Here is a 17,334-nt window from a genome sequence, read left to right on the forward strand (position 1 = left end):
TGGTAGGTTTAAGCTTTGGCTTGAGCCTATTTTTAAACTGTAGTATTCCTATTACGAATCCCCGCAACTGTAAATTTATAACCAATTAAGCCATTGGCGCTTTGTGGTTTTTTAAGTGGATGATTTTTAAAAATTGAAGTGAAGTGTGCTTCATTTGTTTTTTGACTTAGAGTTTTATTAGGTTTTTTACATGGATTTAAAATGAAAATCTACTTTTATATTACTGGTAACCTAGCTGCTGAAACACTGATGCTTGCATCTGACACTTTAAGAAAAGAGCGAGCAGATTTAGATGTTTATTTGATGACAGACGGAGTGTTACCAACCGTATCAGATGACCATATCTTATCCACCTTGTTAACACATGATTTTGACAATAAAAAGATGGGGCTATCCCGCGGTGACTTAGTGATTACAGGCATGATGTGGCCAGGTAATACAGAACGAAAAATTTTTAATGAAGCGCAGCAGGTCGGCGCTTTATCTATCGTAATATTGCCGGATATTGCTGGCGATGCTCAGAAATTTTTTTATAACGATAGATTGTATCTCCCTAATTATATATGTGTTTCAGATAAACTTACTTACAATAATTTACAAGGAATAGGTGTTCCTACCAATATTATCATATCAATCGGTAGCCTCTACTTAGATAATTTATTTAAGAGTTGCATTCTTGTGAACGAAAATAAAAAAAGCTTATGTATTGGTTACCTTTCAGTTCCTAATAGAAATGATTTTATTAATTGGGGGCATGATTATGGCTTTAATGAAGTTGAAATTGCAGAGGACCTCATTGAAGTTGGTGTCCAATTAGGCATGAATTTATTAATCAGAAAACACCCTAAGGAACTTCATTCGAAAAAATATGATTTTCTTCAATCAGAGCAATGTATTGTCTCTAGCCATGATATGGCCTCTATAATAGATTTTATCGAAAAGTGTGATGTCGTAGTAAGCACCTATTCTACTTCTTTAATTGTAGCAAAGAGGATGGGCAGAAAAGCAATATGTTATCAGCCATATTGTAAGCACCCTTTTAGAGCTGATATATATGAAAATATAGGCATACCGATTGTAAAATATCCAGAGCTATTGTGTGACGCGATAAGCGAGTCTGGCCCAATTTTATTAGATAATAAAATAAGTGATTTATTATATAACTCAAATAACTCTAATGATATGTTTGTTGATTTTATTAATGGTGTGACTTTGTGATGGATATTATAATTCCTGCAACGAATAAACCAGAGTTGGAGAAAACGCTTTTACACTTAACCTCCCTAGGTGAACGTATTGGGAATGTTGTTGTTGTTGATTTTAATAAAGAAACCCCTTCATTGTCAGAACATAAAATAGAGATGCTTAGAAAGCTTGTAGATATTAAATATATATTTGTTAATGGGTTGGAATATTTTAATAAGTCTATCGCTATCAATGTAGGATCTGATTTTGTGAGTAGCGAATATATATTGTTGTGTGATGCAGATGTTTTACTTGATAAGAGTTTTTTTACAATTTCTAAATGCTATTGGCGAGCGTTAGATGCAAAGCCCGCTGTTTTTTCTCCGCAATATGTTGTGGAATCAGATAATGGGAAGATTAGAAAAGGGCCTGGTATTTGCTTTTTAAAGTATGAACACTTTAAGGCTATAGAGGGTTACTCAGCAGACTTTATAGGGTGGGGAATGGAAGATGTTGATTTTTTGCAAAGGCTTGAGTATGTGGGTGTGGAGAAAAAACTTATTTCACATGCAATACATTTAAGTCATTCAGATGATGCCAGAACCAGAAATTACCACTCTAAATCAGTTCAAGAGATGCGACTAAAAAATCGCGCGTTGTATAAAATTAAACATGAAAAAAAGCAAATATATGGGTCACTGCGTCATGACATATCAAGTATTTCTCGAGAGGAAGCGTAGTGTTAGATAAATTCGAAGAGATTAGAATAGAGAACACGAATCAATGCGGATATAAGTGTTTTTTTTGTCCCAGAGAAGAACTAACCAGAGATAAGGGGTATATGAGTACACAAGATCTTGAGTTAATTCTAGAAAAAATGGACGTGTATGACGGAAAAGTTGATTTACATGGGTTTGGTGAGCCACTACTAGATAAAGATCTTGCTGATAAAGCGAGGGTTATAAAAAAAAGGTGGCCACTGTCTTCGTCAAGGATAATCTCGACACTTGGTGTGCCTTTAACTGATAACTTTATTGATTCTTTAGTACAAAGTGGTTTAGGGACTATAGAAGTGAGCTTTTACGGGGTCGATGCGCACTCCTACAAAGCAGCGCATGGCGTTAATAAATTTGATCGTGTAAAAAAAAATATTCAAAGGATCATGCGTAGAGTGAGTGAGTTAGGTTCGGAATTAGAGTTGGTAATTAGAGAGTTTCCAACACATGATGATGTGACTCAGCCAGGCTATGTACAAGATAAAAAAGAACGACTCGCACAGTGGTTACATGATCAAGGGGTCAAAGTATTTAGACAAAATGTTATTCATAACTACGGTGGAGGTCGTGCTTATAATAAACCTGAGACCAAAGGCGTTTGTTCGGTCGTGTGGGGGTTTAGAAAGCGGATCTTACAAATCACTTGGGACCTAGATGTGATCCCATGTTGCTTTGATTCTAATTCAACAGTTAAATTTGGGAATTTAAAAAGCCAAAGTCTCCAAGATATTTTTGAATCACAACAATACAAGCGCTTTATTGACGCGCATATAAATAATGAAATAGCGGATTATGACGTGTGTGTTAAGTGCGAGCGTTGTTTTAAACCATAGGTAGTGAATCATTGTATTATGAATAAAACCAACCCTTTAATCTCTTGCTTATGCATAACCGAAAATCGACTGGAGCATTTAAAAAATGCTTACCAGTATTATAAAAATCAAACTTACAACAATCGGGAGTTTGTTGTGGTATGCCGCAGTCACGATAGCACTACTGTAGCGTATTTATACACACTCGAAGCGAGTGATGAGAGTGTCACCTTAATTGTTGTTGAGTCTGATTGCAGCATCACATTGGGAGAGTTGAGGAACCGTTCTATTGATGCAGCCCAAGGTGAGTATATTTGTATTTGGGACGATGATGATACTCATCACCCAGATAGATTGACACTTTGTCTATTTGAAGTCGAAAAGTTTGCTGTACCCGCCGTCGTATTGAGCAATATCATCATGCATGATGTCGGAAATGAAAAATCATATATTTCTCCGTATCGAGGCTGGGAAGCAACACTATTTTGCGAAAAACGCTTTCTTATAGCAAATGCGATAGCATATCCGAGTTTGAACCGTGGTGAAGATACGCCGCTTATTGAAGCTTTAGGGGATAACGTTATGCTGATTTTTTATCCTTATTTGTACATTTATAAAATACATAGCCAAAACACTTGCCCAACGGAGCATTTTTCAAAACTAATTTATCGTTCTGTTCCTCTTTTACCGCATGAAAGTGATTGGGTTAATAGCATTTCATCACACCCTAGAGAAGATTTTTTAGATATTGTTAAACTGAAAGAATTCGATTTTACACCTGCACATAGAAAACCATTTAAAAAACTAGTAAGTGAACTTGCAATTGAAATTTGATTTTATATTAAATTAAACTGGAGTTTGTTTTTATTAAAGGATTATAACAAAGTGAAGATTATTTTAATGTTAATTGTGAGTATGATACTTTCATTATGTCATGTTGTCGCTGGTGAAATAGCATTGTCATTTGATGACGCCCCTACTCAAGGCAATTCTTTTATGAGTGGTATGGATAAAACTCGGGGTATAATAGAGGGTTTGAAGTCGAACAATGTCAAAGATGCTATTTTCTTTGTTACAACAGGTAATATTGTTGATGATAAAGGAAAAGAGAGAATTGAAGCTTATACTCAAGCTGGATTTCACTTGGCCAATCATAGCCATAACCATTTATCTGCCAACAAAGTAGATGTAAAAAAATACTTGGCTGATTTTAATCAATCACATCTGGTACTTCAAGACTATAAAAACGTATTGAAGTTGCATCGATTTCCTTATCTTCATTATGGGAGTACGACTGATGTTAGAAAAAAACTTGAAAAACATTTAAATGGTATGGGTTATAAGTTTGGTTATGTCACGGTAGATAACTTTGATTGGTATATAAATGGTCGTCTATTATCAGCGCATCATAGCAAGAAAGTTATTGATTTTAATAAACTTCGTCAGCTCTATGTTGAGACGATTTGGCAGTCAATCCACTTTTACGAGCAACTCGCAAAATCCCATATTGGGAAACCAGTGAAGCATATTCTTTTATTGCATGAAAATGAATTGGCTGCATTGTTTATTGGTGATTTAGTTAGCCATATACGTAGTCAGGGATGGAAAATAATATCGCCAATTGAAGCATACAAAGATGAAGCTTTAAATGTGTATACACCTGAATTTAGCTTTAATAAGCAAGGTAGAGTGGCTGCAATTGCACACCAAAAAAAAGGCATTGCTAAGACAAAATTAAGACATGAAAGCGAAAATGCGAAATTTTTAGATAAAAAACTAGAAGAAAATGGCATCTTTAAATAGAAATTGGTTGTTGTTTATATGAAAAAGGTATTTCTAATTGGCTTTGATTTATGTGGTGGATTAGCACTACATAGGTATTTTATTGCAAATAAATTTCAATCTACTTTCGAAGATGAAGATGGTTTTTCTAGCACTGCAATAAGTAATTTTAAACAAGGAATTGAAATTCTCAGTGGCTATGAGGATTGTCAGTTTTTTTCTCAAATGCAACATGAAACAGCAGACGGTCAATTTATATATTCGAGTGAAATATTATGGGCGCAGCTATATAAAGAAAATCCAAACGCACTATTTATTTTTAATAGTTTACCCGTTGAAAAGTGGTTAGAAAAACGCAAAGCGAGTTATGGTTATCTCCCAAAAGTAATGACATGTCTAAATTTGGAGGAAGCGCAAGTATTGGCTGTGTGGAGGAAAGCATATGATGACCATAAAAGCAAAGTACTCGGTATGCTTTTAGGCATGAGTACATTTTTTTATTATGACTATTCGGTACACACGATATCGGATTTAAATAATTTTTTTTCTAGACACAACATTAAGTTAGATGGAAAGAAGTTCGAGGCGGATTCGGAGGTGAGAGGAAGTGTTGAACAACGCTTTCATATCCAAAACATCAGGGAGGCGGCGTTGTATTATCGATATCATCGGTTTGATATTGATACGGCGATTAGTTTATTAGAACAAGCTGAAAAGCATCAACCCTGCCGCTACTACTTCAAAGATGAGTTAGAACAATGGAAATTAGAAAAAAAAACCTGGATGAAAGAGTAAAGCAGTTGCAGAGTTTTGGGTCGGAAGAATTCGCTCATATTAATGGAACACTGACACAGCACTTAGTTGGAACTTACAAGATCCTTGAAGGGTGGAATAGGGAAGAAGCACTTTGTTTAGCTGGTTTGTTTCATGCAGTTTATGGATCTGACTCAACAAGGGCTGAATTGCTAGGTACAGATCAGCGAGTTGAAATTGCAGAAATGATAGGGCAACGAGCTGAGGCATTGGTCTATTTGTTTTGTTCGTGTGACAAGCCTTACGTATTACCACAGATTGGCTCAGAGAGTCGTGTTAACTTTCGGGATAGGTTTAGCGGTGCCGTTATGCAGTTCCCGTCAGAATTATTAAATGATTTTTGTGAGTTAACAATCGCCAATGATCTTGATGTGGCAAGAAACAAAGAACAGGAATATTATCACGAGGATATATTGGATATGTTTCGTCGCATGTATCCAATGGTTAGCGCTGAGGTACGGTTAGAACTGGATGGTCTTTTCGATAAGTTTTGCACTTAACGACTCGTATACCGTAATTTACAAGGAGTGAACTGGATTTGATTAGCAATGTATTTGATATAGAAAGCTTATCTAATTTATCGTGCCGTTATCGAGTAATTAGTGAGTATTTAGTCGTCGGAGGAGAGCCCAGCCAAAAGGATGTACAAATACTAAAACGTCAAGGAACCGTTTTTTTTATTAATTGTTTGCCTGTACGAGAGCAAAGTTGGGACGAATTTACGTATGTAACGCAGCAAGACTTAAACTACGAAAGATTGTCGATAGAGCGCGATAATGGCATCCACCTTTTGAATGCACTGAAGCTACAATCTATATTAAATGCACATGCCCATGAGCAGGTATTTTTACACTGTGCAACGGGGAATCGAATTGGTGCGCTCATTGCTGTATATCAGTATTACGCATTGGGGAGAACCGCGAAGCATGCTATCTCAGTAGGTGAGCATTGGGGTTTAAAAGACAAAGAGAAAATAAGTAACATGTTACTTGAAGGGAAATTAAAGTGAGTAATTATATAAAAATAGAGTCGGTAGAACTGGAGAATGTTAATCGACCAAACAGCTTTATTCTATATCAAAGTAAATCACTATTGGACTTGGACTTTTCGAACCCTGAATTTGAGCGATACGGTGGACGAGGGTTAAACTCACATGGAGGAGGTGCTAGGGCCGCTAATTATGGGCACTATCAAGTAAAAGGAGTTGGCTTAACCCCATTAGCTGGTGTGATTGAAGGCGTCAACTATAACCATGGAACTGTGCCATTAGAAGAAGCATTATTAGAAGCCATATACTCTGAAGTATTAGCAAACGTGCTACCTGTTGGTGTCGCTGACTTTTATGGCGTTATTTATACGGGGCAGAATACCGCATTTGAGTTTAATGAAGACCGAAAAGAGTCACTAGTAGCAACTCATGGGGCATTAATTGTGCGGGAAAAGGCCATTAGGCCTGCTCATTTTATGCGTACAAACAATTTCAAAATTCAAGAAAAATATCAAGCTGAAGTCATTTCGGATGTACACCGGATCCGCAATGTAATTCACGCACTCGCGGATAGTTTCGATTCACATGACCAGTTCATCGAATATGTGGGTGAATTTCTGCAAGGTTGTGCTGAACAGTTTGGCTTTGCCCATATTGCGGGTATTACCCATGGCGCGATGACACCGTCTAATATTTTGATGGATGGCCGTTGGATTGACTTGGTAACACCAAGCTTTATTGATAGGGGAAGAAATTACCGAGTGGCAAACTTGACTTTCTATCATGAGTCGAGCATTGCAATAGAAGTGTCTCAAGAGCTTTGTGACACATATAGTAAATTCACTGGTATCTCATTTGATACCTCTATATTACATGATTATTTTAAATCCTCATTGGCATTGAGCATTGATTATCACTTGCCATACGTTTTGGGCTTAGACAGGGAGATTGCAACTTCTATTGATAATGATAGTAAAGTCGCGCCTCTGTATCATCGACTAAAATCTTTGTTCAAACAGGAAAGTAAAGTCTACTTCACCCATCACTTGGACGATGAGCATTCAGTTAATCTATGTCGTGATATTATCAATGTGGTCGATACAGTTTTATATACTAAGGAGTCTGCAGAAGAGCACCTTTATCGGTATTGTTATCTCCATTATAAGCATAAAGATACAATTAATTTTCGAGGGTTCGTAGCTGTTTGTTTAATAAAAGCGTTAAAGCGAGATTTACTCGCTAAGCTATATTATCGAACCAAAGTTGAATCTTGTTTGCAAAAGCTGTCAGAGAAGGCCATACCTTCTCAGATCAAATTCTTTGTTGAGTCGTATAAAGCCAGTTCACTTTGGGTTTTCGATGATACGTTCTTGGATAGTGAAATATTATATCAAAGTACCGATAAGGCATGCAGTCTTGTTTTTGACGCAGATAAAATGATTGTTAGTACGACGCGCAATAAAAACACACACTTTACTGCTTTGGTTGGGAACATAGCGGATCTACCATGTGATTTCTTTAGAGCGAACTCTCTCATATTTGGTGAGTATTTTGACAATATAGATAAGCTACTAAGGAAGTTATCTAATGAACAATGAACAGCATGATGTAACCCTTGCTGCAGTTATGCGCTTTAGAGCTGCATTAAACCAGTCTACAGATGTGGAAACATTTCGCTTGATAGACTATTCGATTAATCAAGGTACTTGTCACCTTATGAGAGATAAAGCGACCAAGATATTAATGGGGTATGTTATTTGGGCGAATGTAATAGAAGAAACTTGGCAACGGTACGTGGAACAGGATATCACACCAATTTATCGTCATGAGTGGCAAGAAGGCGAAATTGGTATGGTATTAGGCGCAGCTATTAACCCAGTTTACAAATTGAACTTGCTCGAAAATTTGCCTGAATTTTTCTATGAAAAACGCTTTATTTATAAAAAAAGACGAAAAACACATCAACTTTCCAAGGTCTTGAAAAAGTATGCGGGCTATAAAGGCGCTCTGCGTGTGTGAAGCTGTTGCTCAGTTCAGAGTGTTATTTACATTAACACTCTGAGAGATTTTTTAATGGGTGTGTAAGCGACTATATAAGGGTCTACAGTTTCTTACAAAATAAGCGGGTTGAAAACATAAAATTTACAAATTTAACGTGTTATTGTTAGCTGTAAACTTAATTAATGTAAGGAATACTCAATGTTTAAACTACCTTTAATGGCACTGTGTGGGTTACTGATGTTATCGGGTTGCCAGTCAACAAGTTACAAAAGTGTCAATGATGGGAATGGGGAGCCGACACGACTGATTGTTAATATTAGTAATGTGCAAAATACGGACGGCCAATTAATAGTGATGATCCATGATAATAGTGGAGACTATCATGCAGACTTAAACATTAATGATCCTGAAGCTAAGTTTTACTTAAAAAAGATAGTTACCCCAACTATGCCAAATACCTTGATTACATTTGAGAATGTGCCTGCCGGACAGTACGCCATCAACGTGATCCATGATGAAGATGCTGATGGAGGACTAGATCGCATGCTTTTCCCATTTACAGGAATGCCAAGCGAACCGTATGCGTTATCGAATGATGTTTATGATAATTTTAGTAAAGGGGACTTTGAAGATGCATTGGTTGAGATTGGTGCTCCGACATCTCAAATTGACTTACGTTTAGCCACACATTTGAAAAAAGTAGTCGGCATGTAGTTAACCTCAGCTCTGGATAAGCGAATGTGCCCAATAAAGCTATTTTTCTCGCTCTCGGCGTTGCTTTCATTTGTAACAGCCCGCTATTACTGCATAAAAGCGCCTTGATATTGAACAAAATATCATCATTGGATTGTACGTAAGTTTGTTTACAAAATGTTTCCTATTCCAAAACCCTTATCCAAACCTGAGGTTAGTTATGTATTTGCAATAGACGCCTTACAGCAGAGCTTTTGTCATGATGGGTTTGAGTTGGTGGAGGTTTATTTGGCTAGATTATTAAGTGGATTTTCTTAGTGAGTTATTTAATTTGTATTTGCAGTTAATTATTTTAAATTGCTCAGTTTTTTAATAGGCATGGGTATTTTATACCCATGCCTATTTTGTTATCTCCTTGGGGTATGCATATATTCGATTGAGATGGTGTTGTCACCGTCTTTCATAGAAACAAACCCACGCCTAACATTCAGTTCATACAATACATGCTCACCGACGTTGTAACCATTAAGTGGCTTTATTTGTACAAACGTTTCCGGTTCAATGTTAACGATATGCTGAATAGCTTGTGGAATACTTTGTGACATATCGACCCCAAAAAACTCAAAAACATCAGTCACGATTCTACCGAACTCAGTTTGGAGTTTATTGAAAATTTCAGGGATTAAGTCATCTAAGATTTTCAAAAAGAAAGGCAATTTCACTTTAGTGTAAACTTCGGGTTGGTAGCTTGAAATGCTTGGGGTCGCAATGAGCTGACCAGTATGCACGTTATACTTTCCCTTTACGACCAAGTTGTTGTATTTAATGTTGATATAAATATGTATTTTCATGCCAAGCTGATATTTTCTGAGCTTACCGACGCCGTGCATACCAAAATTACTAAAAGTAACAGGGACATAACCTTGTGAGTCAACGACACCATCAATGCGCATTTTCATCAGGCCTGTCAGATTGGCTGATATATTTTTTACATTGGCATCTGCTTGCGCAGCAGCGTTATAGATAAATTGTGTGATAAGTTCTTTGTAGTTACTTTCGACTCGTCTAAATTGCGGGAGCACTTGGCCCATAATTGCGTTGTATGTGCTCTGTATAGGACCGTTTCGTTCAACAACACACCCATCATCTGAATAGGCTAACATCATAGGGTCGTTGCCCGGGCCGCCTTTATCCATTAATTTCCAGATGCCTTTACATGTGTATATATGGGGGGGAGAAGCGGTATTTTGATGGCTTTGCAGTGCGAGAGATGTTGGTTGGCTTATTTGTGATTCAAGGCCTGATGCATGACTATGGATGGCTATAAACAGTAGTATCGATGAAAAAAGGGTTTTCATTTTATATTCCTTTAAAGTTATGGTTTATATGGTGGCTTGTTTTTTTTATTATGTTTTTAAGAGAGGGTTCATAGGATGAGCCCTCTCTATTTTATTAATAGCCTAGGCGGAAAAGTACGATTTGCATGACCGTCGTGTTATGCCCATCTGAAAGTGAAGCATATCTACGATTTATATTGATCTCATAAAAAGCATGGTCGCCTACTTTATATTGATTTAAGGGCTTAATTTCGACCACAGTGTCAGGGATTAAATTGGCAACATGCTGAACCGCTTGAGGTATATCTCGCGACATATCAACTCCTAAAAACTCAAAGATATCAGTGACAACACGACCAAACTCCGTTTGAAGTTTGTAGAATATTTCAGGTGTGATAGCGTCAAGAATTCTTAGGAAAAAAGGCAGTTTTACTTTGGTGGATACCTCTGGCTGGTAGCTGGATATATCTGGGTTCGCAATTAATTGACCTGTGTGTACATTGTATTTTCCTTTCATAGTCAAATTGTTATATTTAATATTAATATAAATGTCTATTTTCATGCCAAGCTGATATTTGCGCAGCTTTCCTATTCCATGGATCCCAAAGTTACTGAACGTGACAGGTACATAACCTTGAGAGTCCACTATGCCATCAATGCGCATTTTCATGATTCCAGTGAGGTCAGCTGAAACGTTTTTGACATTGGCATCAGCTTGAGCTGCGGCATTGTTGACAAATTGGGTGATCATTTCTTTGAAGTTATGCTCAACTAAATCAATTTGCGGATTTATTTCCGCCATAACAGATGTATACATATCAATGACGGGGCTGCCGCTACCGTGGAGACCTACGGCACACTCGTTATTTGAGTTGACTAAAATGACCGGATAATAAGGCATGTCATCACCACCAATATTGGATGTGAGATCTCGACAAGATGCTGAATCCCACGAAACCCCACTTGTGGTGGCGCGCGTAAGTGTTGCGACGTCCTCAAAATTTTTAGCGTTAATATTTAGCGTTTCTAAGTGATTGTCTAGGTGACTAATTGATTGGTAGTCTGGTGTTGCCAAGTCATTGGCTTGGCTATTAAATGCTGCACACAAGAGCATCGCGGGTAGGGTGAATTTCATTGAATATTCCTTTCGTGCTTTAATATAGTGGACTTTAAAGTTGCTATCTTCCTTGATTGGATAGCTGTGCTTGAAAGTGTGCGCTTTGATAACAAAGCGCACACTGTTATATGGAAGTACTTGGTAACATTAGATTAGAAAAAAACAGGGACTAACTGCATCGTGGTGGTGTTTTGACCATCACTGAGTGCTGCAAATGTTCTGTCGACGCTAATCGTATAGGAGACGCGTTCGCCGACTCTGCTGTCTTCTAACGCTTTAATTGGAATAATGGTACTCGGGATGATATCAGCAACATGTTGTACTGCTTTTGGTATATCTTGAGACATATCAACACCAAAAAATTCAAAAATATCAGTGACGACACGGTTAAACTCAATATTTAACTTTTCAAAAATAGCTGGTGTTATTGCATCAATAATTGCAAACAACCAAGGTAAATCAACATCGCTATATACCTCTGGTTGGAAGCTTGAGATATTGTGCTCAGGAATTAACTCATTAGTGAACACATTATACTTTCCTTTAACGACCATATTATTATATTTAATATGAATGTATATATGGATCCGCAGGCCTAACTGATACTTGCGTAACTTTCCTACACCATGAATATTAAAGTTACTAAAAGTGACAGGCACAAATCCATCAGCGTCGACCACGCCATTAATGCTCATTTTCATTGGGCCATCAAGCTCAGCTGAAATGTTTTTTACATTGGCATCAGCTTGTGCTGCGGCGTTATTGACAAATTGAGTGATCATCTCTTTGAAGTTATGCTCTAATTTATCAATTTGTGGATTTATTTGATTAGCAAACTGCTCGTATGCTTCTCTTGGTGCACCATTGGGAGAAATCAAGCATTCGCCATTGGAGTTCATTAACACCATAGGAATGATGTTATGGCTGCCAGTGCCGATATTGGCGGTTGCACGCCGACAAGAAGGAGAATCCCATGTAATACTTGATGTGCTCACAGACTGAGTTGATGTGGGTTTTACATCACCAGTTGAATACTTTAGATTGCTTGCATGGATCGTTTGAGCGAAAAGAGACCCAAAAAGTGCCAATGCGGGTATAACTAATTTCATCGTAATTTCCTGTTTTTTTTGATTGTAAATGTTTTATGTTGATTGCTTAGAAACGGATACTGATCAATCCCAGTTTGATCCAATTGCGTTCATCGCGAATTTCAAAATTTTCATGATCCATGATCATGGTGTACTTCACTCGCTCACCAACACGACGGTTATTTAGCGACTTTATAGGCACAATAGACTGCGGGATTGTTTGGGCCACATGTTGAATTGCTTGCGGTACTTTACGGCTCATATCGACCCCTAAAAACTCGAATGTATCGATGACGATTCTATTAAACTCACGGTTAATTTTTTCAATGATAGGTGGCGTTAACTTATCAAGAATACGTAGGAAAAAAGGTAATTTAACATCGGTATAAACACGTGGACGAAAGTGCGATAAGTTGTTTTGAATGGTGATTGTATGGGTATTTACATTGTAGTGACCTTTTAAAGAGACATTCTCATACTTAACGTGCAAATAGATTGAAATACCCATACCCAGCTGGTACTTTTTCATTTTTCCAATACCGTGGATATCGAAATTATTCAGTGTCACAGGCACGGTACCATTGCTGCTTACCACCCCATCAATCTTCATATGGATACTCCCTTCAACACGCGCGGTAATACTTTTGACACTCGCATCGGCTTGCGCTGAGGCATTGTAAACGTATTGGGTGATGGTCTCTTTGAAGTTATGCTCAATCAGGTTGATTTGTGGTTTAACCACATCACGCACGCTGTTATAAAGCTCTGCAACTTCTGGTCCTGCAGTAAAGCCAGGTACGTAGCAGTTATTGTTTTGCATTACGATAACGACTTTTCTACCAGGGCCTAGAATGGATCCTAATTGATCGCAGGTACTGGAGGCGCTGGCGTAGTCATTACTGCGCGCTTCTAGTACATCATCTGCGGTAACGGCTAAGGTGGTGCAGGATGTGCACGCGAGTAACGTCAGTATTTTTGATAACAATTTCATGTTAGTCCTTTATGTTGAGTTTAATGGTTAATTATTCTGCTAGCGATTTTAAAAATGCGAGCTTCTGTTTTTCATGGGCGGATGGCTGATAATCCTGCCGGTCCAATCCGTCTATGTAAAAATCGTTTATGTCATACTGTTTAACTTTTGAATCTCCAAATTGTGCTTTTTCGCCGGGTAATGAACTCATTTTTTCAATTACAAACTGAGTCAAAATGAACTGTGTTGCCGTGCTAGCAGAGCTTTGCTGAAAGAACACCGATTGATGTGCCGCCAATTTAATTGTTTGTAAGCCATCTTTTAAACGCGCTTTTGAGACTAAATGAGAAATAGGATTATTATCTTGGTCTAGTAAGTTTGCTCTGACTCGGTAAATGCCTTTTTGGTGAACATCAAGTGTCAGGTCAAACACCATATCAGCGTGTTTGGTATAGGGAGGGTGAACCTTAACTAACGTTGCTGAGGGAGCTTGATATTGAAAGTTGGCAACTAAGTTAACTTTGTCTTCTGGCGTTTGTGCCTTTACGGTTAAAGACAAGGATGCTGGCCAGTTTGATTTGCCTGCAATTTTACCACTGTAAACCCCGTTTACAGGTGTTACTTGAACCTGACTTAGAACGGTGCTGCTTGCTTGTTCTGAAATGATAATTTGTGCCGTGGTAATATCACCAGTTAGTAAGTATTCAATCGTTTCGGGCGGGTGATATCTATATTTACTCAGCGCCAAAGAGATTTCACTGCCGGTATCGTTGGTGGGCATTTTTATCGGATAAAAGTGATTCGGGTTTAGTAACGTAAAGTCATTGTGTGACAATGGTTGTGAGTATGGCGGAAACGTTAATGTATGCGCATACATAGGCACGATATTTTGGGCTGCTTGTGCAAGAGGGAGTGCTTGCTTATTTATTATTTCAGTTGTTTTTAATGCAGGTTGCGCCACTTTAGGTGGCAACGTTATATCTGAATTTTGCGTGTCAACAGTTGATACGTTCGGTGTAGTGACCCCCGTATTTTGGTCCAACCACACATAGCCGACAAGTGCCATTATGAATAGCAGAGAAAAAACTAATACGTATTTCTTCATAGTTTGATACTTCGTAAAAAGTGGCAATCATCATGATTGCCACACGGTCCAAATAGATTAAAGCGAGTTCAAAATAAGAGTTGAATAGCTTTGTTGCTTAGATTCACTTACCAAACGGTAAGTTTTTTTCCAAAACCAGCTTCCCGTGGTTTTTTCATATGTGTTGTATGAAATGTTTTTGTAACCCGGTAAGTTGATTTGAGTTGTTGCTGGCGCAACCGTACCTTGGTATGCAGAGTCGGTAATGTTGCCGTGACTATATTCATCACTCATTAGCAGTGGGTAGTGATATGGCATGAACCCAGATACTGCGTCACTTTGTGATTTAAGGTGGCCGTCTAAATCAATATTACTTGAGCAGCTACCAAAGCTATCTGCACGGCTTGCACCACATGATGAGTGTGTCGCAACTACACCGTCATCATTACCAGCGATGAAAGGAGAGGTGAGATTTAGGAAGTCGCTGTCATCAGCGACGAAGCGTAAACGAGGTGCATTATCGCTTGGTAGTTGTGCTGTTTGACGTGCATTATTAACTTTCAAATCATGTAATACGCCTAAACCACTTTGCGGGATTTCCCCTAACCACAACTCAATAGCCTGTCTCACTAAACTGCCAACAGCGGACGGATCTGTTGCTGCGTTGACTGCGATATCGGCAAGCTCACTGCCACCGCCTGCGCCTGCCAAGTCAAATGTAGCCACGATATTAAGTGGCTGCATAGATGCATTTTCTAGCCAGTTTGCTTGATTATCTAAAATATAGCGTGCGACAAGATCGCCCGTTGAGTGGGTTACAAATACACACCCTGGGTTACAGACATTGTCACGTGATAATTGCTGTAGTTTTGGCCAAATATAATCAGTGGCTATTTTGCCTTCAAGACGTTCATATGATGGCCAGTCAATACGCTCATCAGCGTGATTTAACCAAAATGATGACCAGTATTGCTCTCCGTCTAACGCAACGTCAGTATTGCTTGCATTTGCTAATTGGTCTGCTTGAAAACCATGAATGAGAATGGTTTTGTATTGACCGGCATAAGCCGTTTGAGTAGCGCAGCTTAGCAAGGCAATTGAGCCAAATATCAGCGTTAAAGGTTTTTTCAGTAAACTCATTTTTAAATCTCCGTATAGTATTTTTAGTTTATTTTTCAATATCCTTTTGCTTTTAGAGCACAGCGAGTCGCCAATAGTGGTCACACTATCGGTATTCTCAGCAACTAAATGCAGTGGGAGGGGAATTCACTAATTACATATGTTATTTATTTGCTGTAATTAGTTGTGTTAAATAGCAAGCGAGCAGAGCTTGCTATTTAAGTCTTACACCGCCGTTATGCTGAACTCGTTTCAGTTTCCCCAGAGGTTAATTCAACAAATAAATCAATGGTGCGCTCGCTACGACTTACGAATGGGTTACTTCTGTCCCATACATAACCTGCTAACACAGAAGTGATTTGGCGTTTGATTTTTTCTGGTTTATCGACGCTAAAAAATAACGATTTAAGCCTGCCGTCGTACCAGCTGTCGATATAAGTACGCATTACATCGATGCCTGACAGCATGTGTTGCTGGTAGTCTTGCTCCCAGTCAACTTGCTCGCCATTAAGCTCTTTTGTGACTAAATCTGCTGCGACCGCACCAGATTCGATGGCAAACATAACACCCGCAGAAAACACGGGATCGATAAACTCACTGGCATTACCGGTTAACACGTAGTTTTTACCGTATAGCTGTTTGATGCCTTTTGAGTAGCCATGGATGGCTTTTGGCGCCATACATAGAGTAAGCCCTTCGATCATTTGTGAGGCATTTTCATTTTGCGACAGTAGCGTGAGGAAATGCGTTTCATCATCACCGTCTGGACTTTTTAATACCTCAGGGTTTCCAACAAAGCCGACTGATACACGGCCATCAGAGAATGGAATAAACCAAATCCACACATCTTCTGCATGCACTAAAATGGTCACTTTGCCATTTTCTTCACCTTCGACAACCCCATTTTCAGGCTTGAACTGGGCAAAGATAGTCCCTCTGACAGGCGATGATGACGGTTCATTGAGGTCTAAGTGATTCGCTAAGACTCGACCATAGCCACTCGAATCTACAACAAATTTACTTTGGACTTCTTTATGAGTACCAGCTTCATCAACCACTTGAACGATAGGGTGCTCTGGTTCGAAGTTAACATTGGTCACAGTGGTACCAAATTCGATATTAACCCCCATTTTTTGAACTTCTAGTGCGAGTACGTTATCAAAGTCATCACGTGGTACTTGCCAAGTCCATGTCCATCCCTCGGTATAGTTATTCGAAAAATCAAAAAACTCTTGAAATGGGCCCTGCTTAAAGTTGGCGCCTATCTTTTTTTGATAACCGCGTTCAAGTAACGCAGGCATAAAGCCGGCATCTTCAAGGTGTGCCATACTTTGTGGTAATAAGCTTTCACCGATCACATAGCGGGGAAAGTGACTGCGTTCAACTATTTTGACTGTTAAGCCTGATTTGGCTAATTTAGCCGCTGTCATAGTTCCTGCTGGTCCAGCACCAATAATGAGTACGTCTACGAATTCCTTGATCATTAAGTATTCCTTAATCGCTTGAATATTATTAAAAATAAATACAACAAATTAAATACTGTGGTGTGGAATAACTAACCTTCTTAAA

At 38.5% G+C, this 17,334-nt stretch carries 18 protein-coding genes; 11 read left to right on the top strand and 7 right to left on the bottom strand.

All coding sequences use genetic code 11. The features are described 5' to 3' along the window. Positions 1 to 201 precede the first annotated feature (201 nt). The 11 genes from PAUR_RS20345 (at position 202) to PAUR_RS20395 (ending at position 9,071) form a co-directional block, all read left to right on the top strand. Positions 202 to 1,218, top strand: a complete 1,017-nt coding sequence (locus PAUR_RS20345; protein ID WP_192509557.1) for a hypothetical protein — start codon at positions 202 to 204, stop codon at positions 1,216 to 1,218. Next, positions 1,218 to 1,925, top strand: coding sequence for a glycosyltransferase family 2 protein (locus tag PAUR_RS20350; protein ID WP_225738588.1), 708 nt, complete (start codon positions 1,218 to 1,220; stop codon positions 1,923 to 1,925). Before PAUR_RS20345 ends, PAUR_RS20350 begins: the two co-directional genes overlap by 1 nt. Further along, entirely contained in the window at positions 1,925 to 2,794 is an 870-nt protein-coding gene (locus tag PAUR_RS23935) for a radical SAM/SPASM domain-containing protein (RefSeq protein WP_192509559.1), read from the top strand. Before PAUR_RS20350 ends, PAUR_RS23935 begins: the two co-directional genes overlap by 1 nt. A gap of 18 nt (positions 2,795 to 2,812) precedes the next feature. Continuing rightward, entirely contained in the window at positions 2,813 to 3,607 is a 795-nt protein-coding gene (locus PAUR_RS20360) for a glycosyltransferase family 2 protein (RefSeq protein WP_192509560.1), read from the top strand. A 51-nt stretch (positions 3,608 to 3,658) separates the two neighbouring features. Then, complete coding sequence (locus PAUR_RS20365) at positions 3,659 to 4,576, top strand: polysaccharide deacetylase family protein (protein ID WP_192509561.1); 918 nt, start codon at positions 3,659 to 3,661, stop codon at positions 4,574 to 4,576. Between the two features lie 18 nt (positions 4,577 to 4,594). Continuing rightward, complete coding sequence (locus PAUR_RS20370) at positions 4,595 to 5,350, top strand: hypothetical protein (protein ID WP_192509562.1); 756 nt, start codon at positions 4,595 to 4,597, stop codon at positions 5,348 to 5,350. Continuing rightward, positions 5,314 to 5,868 carry a DUF6817 domain-containing protein gene (locus PAUR_RS20375; RefSeq protein ID WP_192509563.1) on the top strand — a complete coding sequence of 185 codons (555 nt, stop codon included), beginning with the start codon at positions 5,314 to 5,316 and terminating at the stop codon, positions 5,866 to 5,868. Before PAUR_RS20370 ends, PAUR_RS20375 begins: the two co-directional genes overlap by 37 nt. A gap of 38 nt (positions 5,869 to 5,906) precedes the next feature. Then, complete coding sequence (locus tag PAUR_RS20380; RefSeq protein WP_192509564.1) at positions 5,907 to 6,377, top strand: protein-tyrosine phosphatase family protein; 471 nt, start codon at positions 5,907 to 5,909, stop codon at positions 6,375 to 6,377. Continuing rightward, complete coding sequence (locus PAUR_RS20385) at positions 6,374 to 7,954, top strand: hypothetical protein (RefSeq protein WP_192509565.1); 1,581 nt, start codon at positions 6,374 to 6,376, stop codon at positions 7,952 to 7,954. The genes PAUR_RS20380 and PAUR_RS20385 overlap by 4 nt, the downstream gene beginning before the upstream one ends. Next, positions 7,944 to 8,375 carry a hypothetical protein gene (locus tag PAUR_RS20390; protein ID WP_192509566.1) on the top strand — a complete coding sequence of 144 codons (432 nt, stop codon included), beginning with the start codon at positions 7,944 to 7,946 and terminating at the stop codon, positions 8,373 to 8,375. Before PAUR_RS20385 ends, PAUR_RS20390 begins: the two co-directional genes overlap by 11 nt. 180 nt (positions 8,376 to 8,555) lie before the next feature. Continuing rightward, positions 8,556 to 9,071, top strand: coding sequence for a DUF2141 domain-containing protein (locus PAUR_RS20395; protein ID WP_192509567.1), 516 nt, complete (start codon positions 8,556 to 8,558; stop codon positions 9,069 to 9,071). 386 nt (positions 9,072 to 9,457) lie between these two features. On the opposite strand, the gene PAUR_RS20400 is transcribed toward PAUR_RS20395, so the two are convergent. The 7 genes from PAUR_RS20400 to PAUR_RS20430 form a co-directional block, all read right to left on the bottom strand. Beyond that, on the bottom strand, positions 9,458 to 10,408 hold the full coding sequence (locus tag PAUR_RS20400) for a hypothetical protein (RefSeq protein WP_192509568.1): 951 nt from the start codon (positions 10,406 to 10,408) through the stop codon (positions 9,458 to 9,460). Between the two features lie 94 nt (positions 10,409 to 10,502). Further along, entirely contained in the window at positions 10,503 to 11,522 is a 1,020-nt protein-coding gene (locus PAUR_RS20405; protein WP_192509569.1) for a hypothetical protein, read from the bottom strand. A 134-nt stretch (positions 11,523 to 11,656) separates the two neighbouring features. After that, the gene (locus PAUR_RS20410) at positions 11,657 to 12,613 is read right to left on the bottom strand and encodes a hypothetical protein (RefSeq protein WP_192509570.1); all 957 of its coding nucleotides are present in this window, start codon (positions 12,611 to 12,613) and stop codon (positions 11,657 to 11,659) included. 46 nt (positions 12,614 to 12,659) lie between these two features. Further along, the gene (locus PAUR_RS20415) at positions 12,660 to 13,583 is read right to left on the bottom strand and encodes a hypothetical protein (protein ID WP_192509571.1); all 924 of its coding nucleotides are present in this window, start codon (positions 13,581 to 13,583) and stop codon (positions 12,660 to 12,662) included. 31 nt (positions 13,584 to 13,614) lie between these two features. Further along, positions 13,615 to 14,667: a hypothetical protein gene (locus tag PAUR_RS20420; protein WP_192509572.1), complete on the bottom strand. Its 1,053-nt coding sequence runs from the start codon at positions 14,665 to 14,667 to the stop codon at positions 13,615 to 13,617. 57 nt (positions 14,668 to 14,724) lie between these two features. After that, positions 14,725 to 15,786 carry a hypothetical protein gene (locus PAUR_RS20425; RefSeq protein WP_192509573.1) on the bottom strand — a complete coding sequence of 354 codons (1,062 nt, stop codon included), beginning with the start codon at positions 15,784 to 15,786 and terminating at the stop codon, positions 14,725 to 14,727. 215 nt (positions 15,787 to 16,001) lie between these two features. Continuing rightward, on the bottom strand, positions 16,002 to 17,249 hold the full coding sequence (locus PAUR_RS20430; protein ID WP_192509574.1) for an NAD(P)/FAD-dependent oxidoreductase: 1,248 nt from the start codon (positions 17,247 to 17,249) through the stop codon (positions 16,002 to 16,004). Positions 17,250 to 17,334 lie beyond the last annotated feature (85 nt).

The organism is Pseudoalteromonas aurantia 208 (genome assembly GCF_014858725.1).
In the GTDB taxonomy this organism is placed as follows: Bacteria; Pseudomonadota; Gammaproteobacteria; order Enterobacterales; family Alteromonadaceae; genus Pseudoalteromonas; species Pseudoalteromonas aurantia.

What these genes read in the sequence shown, in the direction of transcription:
- PAUR_RS20345 (WP_192509557.1), top strand. Translation starts at nt 202, where the DNA reads ATGAAAATCTACTTTTATATTACTGGTAACCTAGCTGCTGAAACACTG.
- PAUR_RS20350 (WP_225738588.1), top strand. Translation starts at nt 1,218, where the DNA reads ATGGATATTATAATTCCTGCAACGAATAAACCAGAGTTGGAGAAAACG.
- PAUR_RS20360 (WP_192509560.1), top strand. Translation starts at nt 2,813, where the DNA reads ATGAATAAAACCAACCCTTTAATCTCTTGCTTATGCATAACCGAAAAT.
- PAUR_RS20370 (WP_192509562.1), top strand. Translation starts at nt 4,595, where the DNA reads ATGAAAAAGGTATTTCTAATTGGCTTTGATTTATGTGGTGGATTAGCA.
- PAUR_RS20375 (WP_192509563.1), top strand. Translation starts at nt 5,314, where the DNA reads ATGGAAATTAGAAAAAAAAACCTGGATGAAAGAGTAAAGCAGTTGCAG.
- PAUR_RS20390 (WP_192509566.1), top strand. Translation starts at nt 7,944, where the DNA reads ATGAACAATGAACAGCATGATGTAACCCTTGCTGCAGTTATGCGCTTT.
- PAUR_RS20395 (WP_192509567.1), top strand. Translation starts at nt 8,556, where the DNA reads ATGTTTAAACTACCTTTAATGGCACTGTGTGGGTTACTGATGTTATCG.
- PAUR_RS20400 (WP_192509568.1), bottom strand. Translation starts at nt 10,408, where the DNA reads ATGAAAACCCTTTTTTCATCGATACTACTGTTTATAGCCATCCATAGT.
- PAUR_RS20405 (WP_192509569.1), bottom strand. Translation starts at nt 11,522, where the DNA reads ATGAAATTCACCCTACCCGCGATGCTCTTGTGTGCAGCATTTAATAGC.
- PAUR_RS20410 (WP_192509570.1), bottom strand. Translation starts at nt 12,613, where the DNA reads ATGAAATTAGTTATACCCGCATTGGCACTTTTTGGGTCTCTTTTCGCT.
- PAUR_RS20415 (WP_192509571.1), bottom strand. Translation starts at nt 13,583, where the DNA reads ATGAAATTGTTATCAAAAATACTGACGTTACTCGCGTGCACATCCTGC.
- PAUR_RS20420 (WP_192509572.1), bottom strand. Translation starts at nt 14,667, where the DNA reads ATGAAGAAATACGTATTAGTTTTTTCTCTGCTATTCATAATGGCACTT.
- PAUR_RS20425 (WP_192509573.1), bottom strand. Translation starts at nt 15,786, where the DNA reads ATGAGTTTACTGAAAAAACCTTTAACGCTGATATTTGGCTCAATTGCC.
- PAUR_RS20430 (WP_192509574.1), bottom strand. Translation starts at nt 17,249, where the DNA reads ATGATCAAGGAATTCGTAGACGTACTCATTATTGGTGCTGGACCAGCA.